This window comes from Defluviitalea phaphyphila, from assembly GCF_001466305.1.
In the GTDB taxonomy this organism is placed as follows: domain Bacteria; phylum Bacillota; class Clostridia; order Lachnospirales; family Defluviitaleaceae; genus Defluviitalea_A; species Defluviitalea_A phaphyphila.
This window is the reverse complement of sequence record NZ_JWID01000021.1, coordinates 14,447-32,739: the sequence shown is the minus strand read 5'-3', so window position 1 is coordinate 32,739 and position 18,293 is coordinate 14,447. Positions and strand designations below refer to the sequence as shown.

The following is an 18,293-nucleotide window of genomic DNA, read 5'->3' as shown; positions in this document are numbered from 1 at the left end:
TAAGGCTAATTTTATACTTTAACACCTAAAATCAAGCATGATTTCTACTAAACATAAGTGTTGCATTTAATATTGCAATTTAGAAATAAATCTTTTTTATTATAAAAATAGCATCATAAAATGGATGCTATTTTTATTAACTATATTCTATTCTTACTTTACTCCCTTCTAAACTGTGATAAGCTGGCTCTACAATAAGTTTAACTGGAATTCTATTTTTTAACTCTTCCACATGACTTATAATTCCAACACAAAGTTGTTGAGAATTAAGTTTTTCTAAAGCATTCATTACAACATCTAAAAGATTGTTATCAAGAGTGCCAAATCCTTCATCTAAGAAGAAAAACTCTAAAGGAGATGTATTATTCAATTGAATTTGAGATGAAAGTGCTAAAGCTAGTGACAAAGATGTAAGAAACGTTTCTCCTCCTGATAAAGTACTACAAGAACGTCTTATTCCTCCATTAAAGTCATCTCTCATAATAAAATTCCCAGTTCCATCTACTTCTAGTGCATATCTTCCTCTAGTAATTTCTTTTAAAGTTTTTGAGGCTTCTCTTGCAATATACTTTAAACGACTAGAAGCTATAAATTCTACAAATTTATTCCCCTGTACTAATTTATGTAAATCATCTAAAAGACTAAATTCATGTTCTACTATTTCCCTTTTCTTATTTAATTTTATAACTATATCTAAATTATTTTTCATAATTCTTAATTTTTCTTCCATGACAGCTATAAACTTAGATTTATTTTCTAGAGCAAGAGTTTTTTCTCTTTTTTCTTTATTTATCTTTTCCCAATCTTCTTTAGATATGCTATCTCCTTTTAATTTTGATTTAATTCTAATCAAATTATTTTTAACTTCATTTAAGTTTTTTTCAAATTCTTGTATATTTATTTCTAATTTTTCTTTTTCTTCTTTTGACATCCAAGCATTAAGAACTTCATTACGATCTTTAAAATTATATTCATTTAATAAAATACTTAGTTTATTTTGTTTTTCTGTATCAAGTTGATTAAGAGTATTGTTATAAGTTTTTGTTTTTATATTTTGTTGGTCTATATTTTGTTTTTTATTTTTCATATCTTCTAAAGCATTTTTCAACTTTTCTTCCATTTCTACTAATTTTTTTATTTGTTCTTTTACTTCTTTTATATACGTTGAAGGATTTTTATTTTCTGATAATTTACTAATTTGTTCATTATATTTTTCTATAATTTCTTTTTTCTCTAATCCACTCTGTTTAATTTGAGCATTTTTTTGTTCTAATTCTGCAATTTTTTTAGAGTTTTCTTCCTTTTCTTTTTCTTTCATTTTTATAATCTCTCTAGTATTTTTTTCTTCTTTATCTAAATTAATCCTTATCTTGTCCCATTTTTTAAATTGATTTATTTTATCTTCTATTTTATTTAAACTATATTTATTTTTAATCTGAATATATTCATTATAAATATTACTTAATTTAATTTCTATTTCTTTATGCTGTTTAATTATATCATTATATTGAGATTTATCTTTTAATAATCTTTCATTTAATATAGCTTCCTCTTTTTCAAGTTTATTTATTTCATCTTTTAACTTTTGAATTTTTTGGTCCATTACTTGAATATTTTCTTCCCAATTTTTTATTTTAATTTGAAGTTTTTGTAATTCTTTTTCTTCAGAAATTATTTTATTTTTAATGTCTTCTATATTTTGTTCTCCTATACGCAAATTAATATTATTTATCTCTATTTTTAATTTATTTGCTTCTTTACATAATCCTTCATATTCTATAGAAATTTTATTAAATTCTTCTTCTGATTTTTTAAATTCATTTAATAAAAACTTTTCTTCCTCTAACATATTATTATACTTTTCTTCATTTAAATTAAAATAAACTTGCCCATGATAAATAGAACCACAAACTGGGCACTTTTCTCCTTCTTTTAAATCCTTAGCTAATATTGCTGCCATATTTTGTCTTCTCATATTTTCTATAGACTTCTCTAATTCTTCTATTTTTTTATTTAAATCTTCTTTTTTCTTATACAAATTTTGTTTTAATTCTTCTTTTTCTTTTATTTTTACAAGAATTTCTTTAAGATTTTTTTCTATTTCCTTTTTCTTATCTATTTCTTCATTTAAACGAATATATTTACTTTTTTCCTCTTCTATTATTTTATGTTTTTCAAATATTATTTCATTATTTCCTGGGGAATTTTTTTTCAAATTTTTTAATTTCTCATCTATATCTGAATAAATTTTTCTTTTTTCTTCATTTTCTTTTACAATTAATTCATATTTTTCTTGTGTGCTTAATATTTCTTTTTCTAATTTTTTCAATTTTTCTTCTAATTCTTTTTTATTCTGCTCTAATTTTATATATTCTCTTTCTATTTCATATCCTTTTTGCAATTCTTCTCTAACAAAAGGGTCAATAGAAATTTCTTGTTTTCTTTGTTCTATTTTATTTATATTTGTTTCTAATTCTTTTATTTGTTTTGAATATTCTTGATCTTTTACTAGAAATTTTTCTATTGTATTTTTATTCTTACTATATGATTTTCTAAGCTTTTCTCTTTCTTGCTCTAACCCTTTTTTTTCTTCCAACATTTTTAAAGCTTGAGATAAATTTGCTTCCTTTTGTAATAATAAAGGATATTCCGTATTTCTTCTTTCAATAATTTCTGAATATTTAATTTCTAATGTATCTATTTCTTTTTTAATCTCTTCTAACTTTTTATTTAATATATCTAATTGTTTTTCATTTTCTTTTTTCTTTATTTTTATTTCTTCAATCTCATCAATTAAAGGTTTTATCATTTGAGCTTTTTCTGCATTCTTTAAAATTTGTTTTTTATGAGTATATTCATCTAATTTATTTTCTAATTCTTTATTTTTAATTTCATAAAATTCTAATTCTCCTTGTAATTCCCAAATAAGTTTGTATTTTTCATATTTATTGTTTATCTCTTCTAGTTCTTTTTTTAATTTTTCCTCTTCTTTTTTTAATATTTCAAAAGAATTTTTTTCATTTTTATATTTTTCTTCTGTTAAATCTCCATATATTGTTAATTGAGATTCTATGTTTGTAATATTTTGTCTTTTTTCATTTTTAGCTATTTTTATTTTTTCTATTAATTCTTTTCCGTATTTTTCTAACCCAAATATTCTTTCTAACATATTTCGTCTATCGCTTCCGGTTAATTTTAAAAATTCATTAAATTTCCCTTGGGGCAATACTACAGAACGAGTAAAATCTTCTGCATTAAGTCCTAATATTTTTTCTACCTTTCTTGTTACATTTGTAATTCCTTCTGCTATAATTTCTATATTATTTTCTTTATTTTTTATATAAAATCTAGCACTTTTTGATTTTCTTATTCCTTCATCGTCTTTTTTAAAACTTCTCTCAACAACATATATTTTAATATCTTTCCCATCTCTTATAGAAAATTCATATAATATATTTAAAAGGTCTACTTCTGAATTTATAAATTCTTTTGTATTTCTTGCAATTTCTCCATATAAAGCCAAAGTTATAGCATCTAAAATTGTTGATTTCCCACTTCCTGTCGGCCCAAAAATCCCAAACAAACCTCTTTCAGTTAATTTAGTAAAATCTATTACTTGTTCTTCTATAAAACTATTTAATCCTTTTATTTTAAGTAATCTAGGCCTCATATTTATTCTCACCTTCATTCATCAAAGAAAGAAATATTTCTATCATTTCTTCAGTTGGTTCTACACCTCTTTGTTGAATATAAAATTCTTTAAATAATTCATCTAATCTTTTTTCTTTCATTGTTTCTGTTTCTTTTTCTTCTTCTTGCTCTTTTATTATTGGGATTATTTGGACTATATCAGATTTTAATTTTCTCATTTCTTTAATCTCTGATTGAAGAAGTACTCTGTCAGTTTTAATTTCTAAGTAAACCCATACATTTCTATCACTATTTTCTCTACATTTATTAATAGCATCTTCAATACTTTCACATTTCCAAACTTCTATAGGTTTATAATTTTTAAGATAAACTTCTTCTATCTTAGCTTCTTCTCCCGCACAAACATCTACTATGTATACACATTTTGAATATGATATCTCACTTTTACTATATTGAATTGGAGAACCGGAATAATAAGCTTTAACTTCTGTTTTTTTTACTTTTTGAGGTCTATGTAAATGACCTAAAGCTACATATTGAGCTTTTTTAGGTAATACTAAAGGGTCTATAGCAAAACTTCCTCCTAGCTGAATTTGCCTCTCTGAATCTGTTTCTTCGCCTCCCATCATATAAAAATGACCTACTGCAACATTAATAGTATCTTCTCTATATTTAGACGATAGTTTATTTAATAATATCTCTATTTTCTTAGAAAAATTCCTCTGCATTTTAGTTTCTTCCATATCAATACTTATAATCTCATTTAATCTTTTTTCACTAGGATAAGGAATGGTTAAAATAACTATTTTTTCTTTTTTTATCTGTATTTCTATATAACCTTCTCCTGCATCAACAATACGATAATTCTTATAATCTCCTATTTTAGCAACACTTTTAGGAGTTCCTAATAAAATAATTCCATGATCATAAGCTAAAGGACTAGCAGCGACTAATCTATCCGGATTATCATGATTGCCTGCTATCACAAGCACAGGTCGTTTCCCACCATTAGATAATTCTTTAAGTGCATAATAAAAAAGTTTTTCAGCTTTTGCAGGAGGATTGGCTGTATCATATACATCTCCAGCAATAATAATCATTTCTACATTTTTTCTGTTTGTAATTTCTATTAATTCTTCTATAAACTGTTCCTGTTCATCTAATCTACTATATCCCTCTAAATTTTTTCCTAAATGCCAATCTGATGTATGCAGTATTCTCATATTATCAGCCCCTAATTATAAAGATAACTAATCTATATTTTAATTATAATATCAATTTTTTTAATACATCTCCTATACTTTCATTAATAACATAATTTGCTATATTATCAAAAGGAGTGGAAGATTTATTAATAAGAATTAATTTGTTCCCTTTATAATAATTTATAAGTCCTGCTGCAGGATATACAACTAAAGATGTTCCTCCTACAATAAAAACATCTGCATTAGCAATATACTCAATAGATTTTTGGAGTATTTCAGAATTCAAAGCTTCTTCATATAAAACTACATCTGGCTTAATAATTCCTCCACATTCTTTACAAGTAGGGACTTTTTCATTGTCATTTAAAATATCTTCCAAAGAATAAAACTTACCACATTTCATACAATAATTTCTATGTATAGAACCATGAAGTTCTAATACATTTTTACTTCCTGCTAATTGATGAAGTCCATCAATATTTTGAGTAATAACTGCTTTTAATTTTCCCATTTCCTCTAACTTTGCAAGAGCTATATGAGCATTATTTGGTTTAGCATCTTTATATATCATCTTTTTCTTGTAAAAATCATAAAATAAATCAGTGTGTTCAATAAAAAAAGAATGGCTTAATATAACTTCTGGTGGATATTGTTCTTTTCCACTATATAATCCTTGCGAACTTCTAAAATCTGGAATATTGCTTTCTGTTGAAACTCCTGCTCCTCCTAAAAAAACTATATTATTACTTTCGTTGATAATATTTTTTAATTGTTCCAAAATACCATCTCCCTAAATATAAAAATTATATAAATAGCTTGAGAAAAACCCCCAAGCCATAAATAATTCTAATTATGTTAATTTAATTACTTCCATTATTTTATATTTATTAAATAATATACTTTGTTTTTATTTTACTATATATTTTTTTATATAACAAGCAGCCCTTACATTAATAAAATTTTAATTATATTAGTTTTACAAAAATTTTACAAACTTATAAAAAAATCACAATATCTTAATTCTAAAAATTAATTTATAAAATTTTTAAAAAATTTTACAATATAAAAGACCTATTCCTTTTAATTAATTGAATTGGAATAAGTCTTAGAATTTAATATGTATTATATAGCTTTTTCAATATTTTTTGTTTTTTTATTAATCACATTTATTTTAAAATCCGCAAAATTATCATAAATAAAATATATTACCATTCTTTGATTAATTTATGGTTCCAATCAATGGAATAAGGACCATCTTGTTTTTCTTTTAATTCATTATATATAATGATACGTTCATAACTTTCTGATTCAGGGTTAAAAGGATCTTCTTTTGCCCAAAATTGGAACCCATATAAATAACTATTTACCATATCATCCCAAGATGTATAGGTACTTTGCAATTTAGTGGCAATTTCTAAACTAATATCCATTGCTTCTTCATAAGTATAATATCCACAGACATAAGAAATAGCAGCTAAATACATAGCTCGGCATAAGTCCCAAGCTACAATAGCATTTTCCCCATACTTTTCCACTGCATCATATGTTGCTAGATAATAAGCTCTATCTTCATCAGTAAATGATTCGTCAGATAATACATATATAAGTTCTTCTCTTGTAAAATCTGATAACTCATTATATTTATATTCTTCTAATAAATACTTATTATGTCCTCCTTCATCTATCAACCATTTAAGTTGTTCATCAAGCGTGGCTTTATCAACAATATCCCAGTACTCTTTAAGAGAAGCATGCATTGATAGAACAGCAAAAGTATCATCAGGACTTATACCACCAACTAAATTATAATCACAATTATTCATTTCCGTCAAAATAGCATAAGTTGCATTAAACCAACGAACAGTATCTGGAAGATTATTATCTGTATTATCTGTATTATCCGTATTATCTTTATTATCTTTATTATCTTTATTATCTTTATTATCCGTATTATATGTATTATATGTATTATCTGTATTATCTGAAAATACATTTATGTTTTTGCTTGAACATCCTGTTAATAAAAATAAAATTATAAATATAGAAATTAATTTGAATTTTTTCATAATATATCTATCCTTTTCTATTAATATAATTTATTAATTTGTTCTATTTTACTCAAAACATCTTAAAAAATATACTAAAAACAATTAAAAAATCTCATAATGGAAATTTTTCTTTAACTAAAGTCAAAGAAATAAAAAACAATAATGTTAAAATTATAATTACCATGAATTTTTCATTATTTCACCTCCTTCTTTTTTAATAATATAACTAATATATAAAAATTTATAATTTGTTGAGTATTTTTTATTTTATTCTTTTTTAATATATCTATATTGTCATTATTTTACATAATTTATATTATAAAATTAACTTTAGTAAATTTCAAAAAATTATTTTATTTAATTATATTTTACTCAAATTATTTTTCGTCTCTATTTTTCTACAAAGTTATTTATACTGATAAAATAATGGTTCTATCCAACCGGGAGATTTAATAATAAAATTTAAGTTTTAATTGGATTACTACATTAAAATAAGCTCAAAATCAATAATGGAGCAGGATTTCAAATAATTCCACCCCAACTATTGACAAAGAGCCAAAATTTAATATGTATTATAAAATTTTAATAATATTTATTATTTTTTATTTATTACATTTATTGAAAAATCCCCGAAATTATCTAAAATAAAAACTATTACCATTTTTTAACTAATCGGTGATTCTAACCAGTGGAATAAGACCCATCTTATTTTATTTTTTATTAATTTTATCTAATAATACGTTCATCTCTTTCTGATTCAGAATTAAAAGAAGCTTCTTTTATCTATATAATTTTTTCTCTTATAAAATCTAATAAAACATTATATTCATATATCTAAATAAATATTCTTTACTCCTCCCTTCATATATCAACTATTTAAATGTTTTTAAAACATAGTTTTATCAACAATATCCCACTTATATTCAAGAGAAGCTTTCACTACTATAAGACTAAAAACATCATCAGGATTTATACCACCAACTAAATTATAATTTCTATTATTCTTTTCCATTAAAATGGCATATGTTACATTAAACCAATGAATGGTATCCGTAAGATTTCTATCCGTATTATCTTTACTCCCTGAAAATATACTTGTACTTTTCATTAAATATTCTATTAGTAAGTATAAAAATTAATTTTAAACTTTTAATAATATATCTAACTTTTTAATTCTATCAATACATTGATTTAATAATTTGATTTTACACAAGAAATATCTTATCATAAAAAAATATGTTAAAAAATAGGTAAAAAGTCTCATAATGGAGATTTTCCTTTTTGATTTATTTTTTCTTATATTTTCTTATCCTATTTATTTTACAATTTATCTAATTTTATTTATAGATTTTTATTAATTGTCTTCAATAATTTAAAATTATTTCTTTCTCTTTTCTTTTCCCACAACTAATTAAAGTCAAAGGAATAAAAATCAATAAAAATGCTAGAATTATAATTCCTATAAATTTTTTCATTATTCCACCTCCTTCTTTTTTAACAACATAACTGATATAATAATTGATAATTCGTTGAGTATTTTTTTAATATGTATATATTATCATTGTTTTACATAATTTATCTTATAAAGTCAACTTTAGTAAATTTTAAAAAAAGAACCACAAGCTTTTTGGGCTTATGGTTCTTTTTAATAATTATTATTTAATATTTTATCATTGATTTATTTTATTCTTTTTCTTCTTTTAACATTAAAAAATATAAATTAACTAATTTTTTAAATGTTAATTCTAAGAGATTTCTCATTTTCTTTATCGAAAAGATGGATGTTATCTAAATCTAATTCTATAAATACCTTATCTCCCATATTTCCTTTATAATCTTGGGAAGCAATTATTTTAATAATTTTATCATTTCCTATTTTAACATTCACCAGCTTGTCCCTACCTAGTGGTTCAACAACATATATCTCACCTTTTATAGTATTTTCCTCTTGGCTAGTAAGTTTCATATTTTCTGGTCGTATGCCTAAAATTAATTCTTTGCCATTTTGTTTTTCTTCAAATTTTTTATAAATTTCCTCAGGTAATTGAATTTGGAAAGTCTCTTCTTTTAATATAACTTTTCCATTCTCACGAATATACACAACATCCATAAAATTCATAGGTGGATTGCCTATAAATTTAGCAATAAAAAGGTTTTTAGGCATGTTATAAAGCTCTTCTGGAGTTCCAAAATCCTGTAATACTCCTTTATTCATAACTGCAATTTTATCACACATAGAAAGAGCTTCTGTTTGGTCGTGAGTTACAAAAACTGTTGTTATACCTAAATCTTTTTGAATCTTTTTTATTTCTGCTCTCATGGAAATTCTAAGACGTGAATCTAAATTTGAAAGTGGTTCATCCAACAGTAATATTTTTGGTTCTTTAACAAGAGCTCTAGCTAGTGCAACTCTCTGCTGTTGTCCACCGGAAATTTGATTAGGAAATCTACTTAATAAAGAATCTACATGGAAACTACTTGCTATTTCCTTAACTTTATTATCAATTATTTTCTTATCGATTTTTCTTAACTTAAGAGGAAATGCTATATTTTGTGCAATAGTCATATAAGGATATAAGGCGTAATTTTGGAAACAGATTCCGATATTTCTATCTTTTGAAGGAATATCATTTACGACTTGATCCCCAAAAATAATCTCTCCTTCATCTGGTTTGTAAATACCAGCAAGCATCAATAAAGTAGTTGTTTTCCCACAACCTGATGGTCCAAGTAAAGCTACAAATTCCCCGTCCTTTATACTTAAATTCAAGTTGTTTACAGCAACAAAATTTCTAAATCTCTTAGTCAAATTTTTAATCCTTACTTCCATTTTTCAACCTCCCCGATAGTTGATTTTCACATCATCCCTTTATACCTCCAAATTGAACTTTCATTAATGATTTTTGAGAAATGAGGAAAAATACTATTACAGGTATTAAATAAAACAATCCTGCTGCTGAAAGCAATCCATAATCTAGAAATCTAAAATCTCCAATTAAATTTTTTATGAAAACAGAAAGAGTATAATTTTTACTACTAAATAAAAAGATATATGAATAGATAAATTCAGACCATCCTGCAAGAAAAGCAAATATTGCAACTGCAGCAATTCCGGGCTTTATGTGAGGCAGTATAATCTTATACCATGCTTGAAACTTTGTACATCCGTCTATATATGCTGCCCATTCTATATCCCATGGAATTTCATCAAAAAAACCTTTTATCATCCAAGTTGCCATAGGCAATTCTAAAGCTACTTTAACTAAAACAACCCCTATAATACTGTCTATTAAAGAAGCAAAATTTAAAACGTAATACAAAGCTATTAAAAGAGCCACTCCAGGAAAAGCATGAAGTATTATAGTACACTTCATGATAAAATCTTTTCCCCAAAAATCTAATCGAGAAAGAGCAAAACCTGCCATCAGACTAATTATAACTTCAAGAATAGTAACACTACCTGCTAATAATATACTGTTAAATGTAATTGGCCAAATACTTTCAAATACAGTTAATCCTAATTTAATCTCATCCCATAAAAATCTCCAATTAGTAATTGTGAAATTTTTGGGAATAATACCAAAAGTAACTTGCTTAGAAAAGGAACTCGTAAAAAGCCATAAATATGCTATAATTATAGGTAATGTTGTTAATATCAAGAAAATATATATTAAAGCTTTCGATATAAAAGGCATTAATCTATGCTTCAATATAAATCCCCCTTACAAATCTTTTCTTTTTATTTTTACTCCTTTTTAATCTTATTTTTATTCATCATTGCATCATAACCAAATAATTTCAACATAATAATTGCTATTATTACTGCTATTATAACCAATACCATTGATATAGCAGCACCATATCCAAATTCATAATTTTTAAAAGCCTTGTGATATGAATAAAGTGACCATACTTCACTTCTATTAAGTGGACCACCATCGGTTATTAAAAGAATATATTCATAAGATGTAATAAGTGAAAGAGTCTGCCATATTGTCATAAACATTAAAGGCCATTTTAAAAATGGTATTATAACATACCTAATTATTCCCCAATCAGAAGCTCCATCAACACTAGCTACTTGGAAATAGGTTTTTGGAATTGATTTAATAGCTGAAGAAAAGACTACCATCCCTAAAGAAGCTCCTATCATTCCATTAGCAATAACTATAACTGTCATAGGATGGTTTAAAATCCAATTTTGAGAAGGTAGGTTGAATAACTTATTTGATAACATATTTAACATGCCAGATTCAGTAGGGTCTAAAAACCAAAGCCAAAGCAAAGCATAAATTACTGCAGGAGTCATACGTGGAAACATCCAAATAGTTTTAAACAGCAATCCTTTATTTTCATTTTTTATAAAATAAGTCGTAATAACTGCTAATAAAAAACCAAATCCAACATTTATAATTAATGTAAAGAATACATATTTTATTGTGTTCATAAACACAATACCAATATTTTGATCCCGAAAAAGTTTTACATAATTATCAATGCCAACAAAATTCCACCGTAAAGAGAAATCCATATCAGTAAATGACATTATAAAAGTTAACACTACAGGCACAAAATAAAAAAATAAGATGAGAAGTAAAAAAGGTGCAATAAATGGAAGTGCTACAAAGAACGATTTTTTTGAATTATTCATTTTATTTTCTTTTTTTGAATATTTCTTAATATTTTCTATAATAATCCATCTCCTTTCTAATTAAATTAATGGGGGTAATCCCCCATGAATTTATACGTAATTATGTTAATTAATAAATTCAATATCTTCAATATCATTTTTAACTTGTTCTTCTAACCATTCTATAGCTTGATCAGGATTGTATTCTCCCATTTCTACACCTTGAATAGCTTTAAATAAAGCACTAGTTAATTTACTCATTTCAGGATGGTTAGGTTGTATGGTTGTATAATCTAGCATATACTGTACATCACTTAAAAATTTATTTTCTTTATATGTAGAGTCTTCTGCTGCTGTAGAACTTATTACTAAATGGCCTGACCCTATGGCATGTTTAACATTGTAATTAGGTTGTGAAGCAATAGCCACTAATGCAAAAGCTAAATCTGGATATTTAGTATTGGAATTGATAACATAAACATAAGGCTGTGAAAGAGTAACAGGATTACCTTCCTTAGATGCAGCCGGAATAAGGGCATATCCAATATTTTCAAACATATAATCTTCACTTAACTTCCCAAGTTCACTATGATATTCTACTTCCTGATATTCTGCCCAATGCCATGTTCCACCATACCAAAATAGAACATTTCCTTCAACCCAATCTTGATGAATTTGTCTCCATTCCATAGAAGTCATACCATCTGGTACAACTTTTTCAACTTGCGAAATATCATAAAAATAATTTAATGTGTCCTTTATTGCTTGTCTATCAAAAACTAATTTTCCATTCTCCTCATTAAATAATTTCCCGCCAAAATTATAAATCATAGAAACAAAAAATGCTCCATTATTAGGTCTATGATATATTCCAAACTTAGCTACTCCTTTATCCACTGCTTCTTTAGCAAGATTTGTCATATCATCTAGAGTAAATTCTCCATTTTTTATTCTTTCTGGAAGAGATGAAATCTCATCTTCTGACCATCCTAATTCTCTAAGTATATCTTTTCTAAAAAATACAGGTCTTGCTTCAGTATCTTGTGGAATTCCATATATTTTTGTCCCCCATTTAGTTGCATCCCAAAGATTAGGATAAATATCTTTTACATATTCACTCCATTCAGAATTATTTACATAATCATCCAGATCAAGTATATATTCTCCTTCAGCCATCATAGCTATATCTGCATGACTAATAGTTCTAATATCTGCACCTTGACCAGACTTATGAGCAAATATAAACTTTTGATTATATTCGTCATAACCAGACGAAACATGGCTTGCATTTACTTTGATTCTTCTATTATCTCCTTTTTCTTCAAGGATTTTATTTAATTCGTCAGCAGCTTCTTGTAAATTTGAAACTCTTGTTGAATCAGCAGGAGAACCATAGGATTCTACTTCAAAAACAATTTCTTCCATACCGGATGCTGATGTAGAGTCTGCATTTTTATCTTCATTTTTCTTACAAGCAGTCAGACTTAAAGTAGTTATTATCATTAAAAATATAAGTTGTTTAATAAATTTTTTCATCTATGTTACCCCCTTTTGAAAAATTTTTCTTTATAATATATAGAATATAGAGCAAATTTTATTAATTTTTAATCACTTCATAATCATTCATACTCACTCTCCTTCTTTAAATAATATAGGTTGAGTAAATATGTCTACAATAAAAAATAAAGAAAAATCTTTCTTACGGGATTTAAATCTAAACTAGAAATTTTACTACTATGTTATTTTACTCATTTATAACAACTTGTCAACTTATCCTAAAATCCTCTTTTTACCACTAAAATCAACATTTAAAATAAGTTTAATATTTTTAAAGTTTAGTAAAAGTTCCTATTACAACTTTTAAATAAACCGAATACTTTCTATAGTAAATAATAATAATTTTTCCAAAAATATAAAATAAAAGAACCATTATCTTTACTTATGGTTCTTGTTATATATTAAAATCTAATAATGTTAATTCTAATTACGCAAGTAAATAATCTATTTGGTCTGAAAAAGTCATATTTTCTGTATTCCATTTTCTAACAGGGCAATCTATTATTTTAAATGGAATCCCTAGATCACTAACAAATTTCATGAATTTTTCATCAAACCAAGGAGGAGTCCATGCTCCTGATCTACATATATGAATTGCATAAACTTTAATATCTTTATCTAATTGGCTTAAACTTAAATAATGAATATTAAAAGCATTGTTAATCTCTCTAAAATACTCTGGTTTTTCAATTGTATATGGGCTATAAATAATATGAGCTTGACTTATTTTTTTATTTTTTAAAAGTTTACCTAGCCAATTAGCACAATTAACTTCAAAATTTAAAGACGAAAGTCCTCCATAGCCTAAATCAGAATGAGCATCAAAGAGGTATACTATATTGCATCCATTATTTATTGCAATATCATAGGATAGAACATGAGAATCTGAAACATAAACTTTAGTATCTTTAGTAAACAAGAAATACTTTTTGAGCTTTTCCCAGAATGTATTTATTTCAGAAGAAAGTTTAAAAAAGTTTTGAATATTTATTCCTTGAGCTTTCGACAATATATATCGCTTGTACCATAATTTAATAGTAGTTTCATTATTCTCAATATAAGAACCCCAATTTTCTTTTTTCGTATAAATAAAGAAGTCCCAATCTATGGATAACAAAGTCCTACCCATAATACCACCTCTTTAATGATAAATTAATATATTTTTAATATTGATATTTATTAAGATTAAAATATATTATAAATCTTTTTATCCCTACTTTCATTAAGCTCGAATAGTAATTTTATGAAGAAACTTTATTAATAAAATATTAGAAATTTTTATTTAAGTAACATATACTAAAGTTTTATATTCTGCATATATAAATGTTATAAAAATTAATTGTATATTTCAACTAAATCATCACCATTTTTTATTAAAATGGTCTAAATTTATATAAGATTCAATATTACTCTTATGATATCTCAGTTTAATTAATATTACAATACATACATCTCCTAAATATATATAACTATTAAAATATAATCTTTATTATAATAATTAATAATATAATTTAAATTCAATATTTTGCATTCCTATAACAATTTTAAAAATATTAATATAAAGTAGTTTTGTATTTTTTTATTTATTTAAATAATTTTAGACATATATTTTTACAAATGTATTCTACTTTTTGTAATGATTTTTTCTAATGATGGATTATTTTCTATTTTTTTATTATTACATTTATAATCATCTAGATTAATATGTTTAAACTTCATTGTATTTTTGTAGTGTGCCAAATCATATGGATAATGATTATTTTCTTTTAGGTCTGTATCATTAAGTTCTAATATTTTTGCTATAGCTGCTGTTTCAAAACTCCAAAGCCCTACATATCCATAACTTTTATGTGCGTTTCTCCATCCACAATCATAATGACCTCTAAGCCATTCATTTTCCATATATTGTTTCATTATTTTAGATGCTTCATTTTTATCTTGTTGTGCCACTTCTATAATTTCTTTCACTTTTGAATAAGGAGACTCTTTATAATAAATATTTGAAAGCCTTTTCCATCCTATATCACTTGCACATAATAAATAATCTATTACAAAATCTTCAAAACCTCTGATTTCTACTATATTAGCTAACCTCTCCATATTTTCTTTATCAGTTTCTAGTAATATCCCTAAAGATATCATCCAAAGTATATATAAATATTCTTCTTTAGCATAATCCTTAATCTCAACATAATTTTCCATACAAAATATTGTATATTCGAAATCTTCGATTAAATTTTCTATTGACATTCCTGCAGAATACATTGCACGTATCTTTCTCATTTCATACATAGTACTATCTTGATACGTTTCACGAATAATATTTTCATTATCTTTTGGATATCTCTTTATTCCATTCTTTATTTCTTTTTTTAGAAAGATTATTTCATCTTTCATTTCTTGTATAAATTGATTTATGAGAGTTATCTTTTTTTCGAAATATTCTAATGTTTTTAGATTATCTCGTAACATCATTTGCTCCTCCTATGTTATAGTTTTATTTTAATTGCTAATAATTTTTTCTGATTTTTAAAATTTACTACAGTTATTATTTTAACTTATTTGGATTATTAAAGCAACTTTAGTAGATTTAGTAGTAATTATGTAGTTAATGGTTGATTATTTTCTTTTGTTACGAATATTCCATATATAATTTGATTTTTATAAATCACTTTAAATAGTTTTAAATATTTAGACATAAAAAAAACTCCTTTCTTATTTTATTATTGCTTATAATTAATGTTAGAAAGGAGTTTTATATAAGTACTAATTTTATTAAACTATTCTTATTATTATTTTATAAACATTAAATATTAATTTTTGTCATTTTATTCTAGATCTTCAATTAGATTATTAATATTAACTTCGTATATATTTTTAATATTTGTAACTTTTGGAATAAATGCGTAATAACATTGGTCATTATCTAATTCAAATTCTACTAATTTTATTTTTTCGTTACCCCAATAATTTTTCATATTTAAATAATATTCTCCTAGGTTATCTTTCCAATCTAATTGCATGATATAACCTTTTTTTACCATTGCAAAGACAATTAAAGTTCCTAAAAGATTTTTTTCTTTATTTTCTTCTTTATATTCATCAATAAAAAACCATAGCTGATCTAACTCTAACTCTTCTTTATATTTTGCATAAAAAGTATCATCATCTAAACTTTGATAATCTTTTATTAATTCATCTACAAATGCATGCCATTTTTTTGGAATAACCTCTTCTAATGAAGGATTATGTTCTATTCCTTCTTTTATGTTTTCATCTTCTATTTCTTTATTATCATCAAATTTATAATCATCTAAGTTAATATGTTTAAATTTCATGGTATTTTTATAATGTGCTAAATCATATGGATAATAGTTATTTTCTTTTAGACTTGTATCATCAAGTTCTAATATTTTTGCTATGGCTGCTGTTTCAAAACTCCAAAAACCTACATATCCTGGTTCATTATGAGCATTTCTCCATTCACAATCATAATGACATTCAAACCATTCTTCTTCCATATACTGCTTCATTTTTTTAGATGCTTCATTTTTATCATTCTGTGCAAGTTCTATAATTCTCTTTACTTTTGAATAGGGATATTTTTTATAATAAACATTTGAAAGTCTTTCCCATCCTATATCACTTGCACATAATAAATAATCTATTACAAAATCTTCAATGTTCCATTTTTTTACTATATCAGCCAATCTCATTATATTGTTTTTATCAGTTTCTAATAATATTCCTAAAGATATCAACCAAAGTACATATAAATATTCATCTTCACTATAATTTGCCATAAAATATTCATCTTCAATATAATTTTCTATACAAAATATTGTATATTCAAAATCTTCATTTACATCTTCTATGGGGATACCTGCTGAATATACCGCACGTATTTTTTTCATTTCATACATAGCACTAGTTTTATATGCTGCACGAATAATACTTTCATTATCTCTTGGGTATCTATGTATGCCATTTTTTATATCTTCTTTTAGGAGCATTATTTTATTTTTTCTTTTATTTATAAATTTATTTGCACTAGCTATTTCCTCTATAAAATATTCCAATGTTTTAAACTTATCCCTTAACATCATTTATCCCTCCTGTATATCATGGCCAAATTCCAACAACTTTAGCTTCTCTATTCAGTTTATAAACCTTTATATTTTTACCTACATATGCCATGGATAATGTTTTTTCAACTTGACCATTTTCTAATGCATCCAAGATATCATCTGCCAACTCCTTATCTCCATTTGCAGCTTTTAAAATTCGGTCTTTACTAAATATCCAATTATCTGACATTTGTAAGCCATCTTTTGTTTTCTTTAAATAACCTCTCCAATATCTAGCTTCAGAAATAATATATTTTTTATCTGAGTCAGGATTTGAATCTGTATATATGCCATCAATTCCTTTTTTTGCTTGATTATCATCATTTGATTGCATATCTCTAATACCTCCTTATATTTTTTCTTTAATAAATTATAATCTAATTTTATTTCTCTAAAATTCCAAATTATAATATTCATTTATCTACATAATTCCATAAAACTCCTCCTTTTTCAATAACTTTTTTATCTCCTCATCTTATTATTTTACCTTATTTAGTATTTAAAAGCAACTATAGTAAATTTTTGTATATTGTATTTTTTAAATGTAAATTTTTTATAAAAAAGAAAAATTTTAATGCTTTAAAATCCTAATTTTAATATGTATTCTTTATTTTAACTTGTTGTATTACCTAACTTCTTAATATTTCTTAAATTTATACAATATACAAATATATATAAAAATATCTATTAAAATGTTAAATAAAAAATAAGTAATAAGATAATATAAAATATAAAAACATAATTATCATGAAAATAATAATTGCTAAAATTATAAGATTTATCGAATATATCTTACAATTTTAGCAATTTATTAATAAATCATATATAATTTTATTTTAACTTTAATAATTGTTGTTAAATTAAATTTAATTTTTAAAAAAATTATTTAAAACCTTCTTAGTATTTACATTATATTTTCTAAATAATTCTTTTGGACTTAAATATTATATTGTTTATTTTGCAATACTCTATTAATCCTTTTTCTAATTTTTTAAAATCACAACACCTATTTTTTAAACTATCTCTTGCTTTATTTTGTGTTATTGCTATATAAAGCTTAGCTGCTTTTTTTAAA

14 protein-coding genes are annotated in these 18,293 nt (G+C 24.4%); all 14 read right to left on the bottom strand.

The window, feature by feature from the left end; translation table 11 throughout:
• Positions 1-136: 136 nt before the first annotated feature.
• Positions 137-3,670: an AAA family ATPase gene (locus tag OM90_RS10530; protein ID WP_058486850.1), complete on the bottom strand. Its 3,534-nt coding sequence runs from the start codon at positions 3,668-3,670 to the stop codon at positions 137-139.
• Entirely contained in the window at positions 3,660-4,874 is a 1,215-nt protein-coding gene (locus tag OM90_RS10525; protein ID WP_058486849.1) for a metallophosphoesterase family protein, read from the bottom strand. Before OM90_RS10525 ends, OM90_RS10530 begins: the two co-directional genes overlap by 11 nt.
• A 43-nt stretch (positions 4,875-4,917) precedes the next feature.
• Entirely contained in the window at positions 4,918-5,634 is a 717-nt protein-coding gene (locus OM90_RS10520) for an NAD-dependent protein deacylase (RefSeq protein WP_330381864.1), read from the bottom strand.
• Positions 5,635-6,061: 427 nt separating this feature from the next.
• Positions 6,062-6,922 (bottom strand): DUF1266 domain-containing protein, encoded by an 861-nt coding sequence (locus OM90_RS10515; RefSeq protein WP_058486847.1) that lies wholly within the window; start codon positions 6,920-6,922, stop codon positions 6,062-6,064.
• 868 nt (positions 6,923-7,790) lie between these two features.
• On the bottom strand, positions 7,791-8,012 hold the full coding sequence (locus tag OM90_RS10510) for a hypothetical protein (protein ID WP_058486846.1): 222 nt from the start codon (positions 8,010-8,012) through the stop codon (positions 7,791-7,793).
• Between the two features lie 624 nt (positions 8,013-8,636).
• Positions 8,637-9,734 (bottom strand): ABC transporter ATP-binding protein, encoded by a 1,098-nt coding sequence (locus OM90_RS10505; protein WP_058486845.1) that lies wholly within the window; start codon positions 9,732-9,734, stop codon positions 8,637-8,639.
• A gap of 31 nt (positions 9,735-9,765) precedes the next feature.
• Positions 9,766-10,614, bottom strand: a complete 849-nt coding sequence (locus OM90_RS10500) for a carbohydrate ABC transporter permease (protein ID WP_202813799.1) — start codon at positions 10,612-10,614, stop codon at positions 9,766-9,768.
• A gap of 35 nt (positions 10,615-10,649) precedes the next feature.
• Positions 10,650-11,351 (bottom strand): carbohydrate ABC transporter permease, encoded by a 702-nt coding sequence (locus tag OM90_RS10495; protein ID WP_207643868.1) that lies wholly within the window; start codon positions 11,349-11,351, stop codon positions 10,650-10,652.
• A 309-nt stretch (positions 11,352-11,660) separates the two neighbouring features.
• On the bottom strand, positions 11,661-13,070 hold the full coding sequence (locus OM90_RS10490) for a sugar ABC transporter substrate-binding protein (protein ID WP_058486842.1): 1,410 nt from the start codon (positions 13,068-13,070) through the stop codon (positions 11,661-11,663).
• Between the two features lie 448 nt (positions 13,071-13,518).
• Entirely contained in the window at positions 13,519-14,220 is a 702-nt protein-coding gene (locus OM90_RS10485) for a hypothetical protein (RefSeq protein ID WP_058486841.1), read from the bottom strand.
• A 482-nt stretch (positions 14,221-14,702) separates the two neighbouring features.
• Positions 14,703-15,566, bottom strand: a complete 864-nt coding sequence (locus tag OM90_RS10480) for a PoNe immunity protein domain-containing protein (RefSeq protein WP_084758040.1) — start codon at positions 15,564-15,566, stop codon at positions 14,703-14,705.
• 353 nt (positions 15,567-15,919) lie between these two features.
• Positions 15,920-17,197, bottom strand: a complete 1,278-nt coding sequence (locus OM90_RS10475) for a PoNe immunity protein domain-containing protein (RefSeq protein ID WP_242860895.1) — start codon at positions 17,195-17,197, stop codon at positions 15,920-15,922.
• 16 nt (positions 17,198-17,213) lie between these two features.
• On the bottom strand, positions 17,214-17,552 hold the full coding sequence (locus OM90_RS10470; protein ID WP_058486838.1) for a hypothetical protein: 339 nt from the start codon (positions 17,550-17,552) through the stop codon (positions 17,214-17,216).
• A 584-nt stretch (positions 17,553-18,136) separates the two neighbouring features.
• A partial coding sequence (locus OM90_RS13230) for a type III toxin-antitoxin system ToxN/AbiQ family toxin (RefSeq protein ID WP_242860896.1) occupies positions 18,137-18,293 on the bottom strand: 157 nt, incomplete at its 5' end.

Bases quoted from the DNA above. Each gene is read 5' to 3' on its own strand.
- OM90_RS10530 (WP_058486850.1), bottom strand. From the start codon at position 3,670: ATGAGGCCTAGATTACTTAAAATAAAAGGATTAAATAGTTTTATAGAA.
- OM90_RS10525 (WP_058486849.1), bottom strand. From the start codon at position 4,874: ATGAGAATACTGCATACATCAGATTGGCATTTAGGAAAAAATTTAGAG.
- OM90_RS10515 (WP_058486847.1), bottom strand. From the start codon at position 6,922: ATGAAAAAATTCAAATTAATTTCTATATTTATAATTTTATTTTTATTA.
- OM90_RS10510 (WP_058486846.1), bottom strand. From the start codon at position 8,012: ATGAAAAGTACAAGTATATTTTCAGGGAGTAAAGATAATACGGATAGA.
- OM90_RS10505 (WP_058486845.1), bottom strand. From the start codon at position 9,734: ATGGAAGTAAGGATTAAAAATTTGACTAAGAGATTTAGAAATTTTGTT.
- OM90_RS10495 (WP_207643868.1), bottom strand. From the start codon at position 11,351: ATGAACACAATAAAATATGTATTCTTTACATTAATTATAAATGTTGGA.
- OM90_RS10490 (WP_058486842.1), bottom strand. From the start codon at position 13,070: ATGAAAAAATTTATTAAACAACTTATATTTTTAATGATAATAACTACT.
- OM90_RS10485 (WP_058486841.1), bottom strand. From the start codon at position 14,220: ATGGGTAGGACTTTGTTATCCATAGATTGGGACTTCTTTATTTATACG.
- OM90_RS10480 (WP_084758040.1), bottom strand. From the start codon at position 15,566: ATGATGTTACGAGATAATCTAAAAACATTAGAATATTTCGAAAAAAAG.
- OM90_RS10475 (WP_242860895.1), bottom strand. From the start codon at position 17,197: ATGATGTTAAGGGATAAGTTTAAAACATTGGAATATTTTATAGAGGAA.
- OM90_RS10470 (WP_058486838.1), bottom strand. From the start codon at position 17,552: ATGCAATCAAATGATGATAATCAAGCAAAAAAAGGAATTGATGGCATA.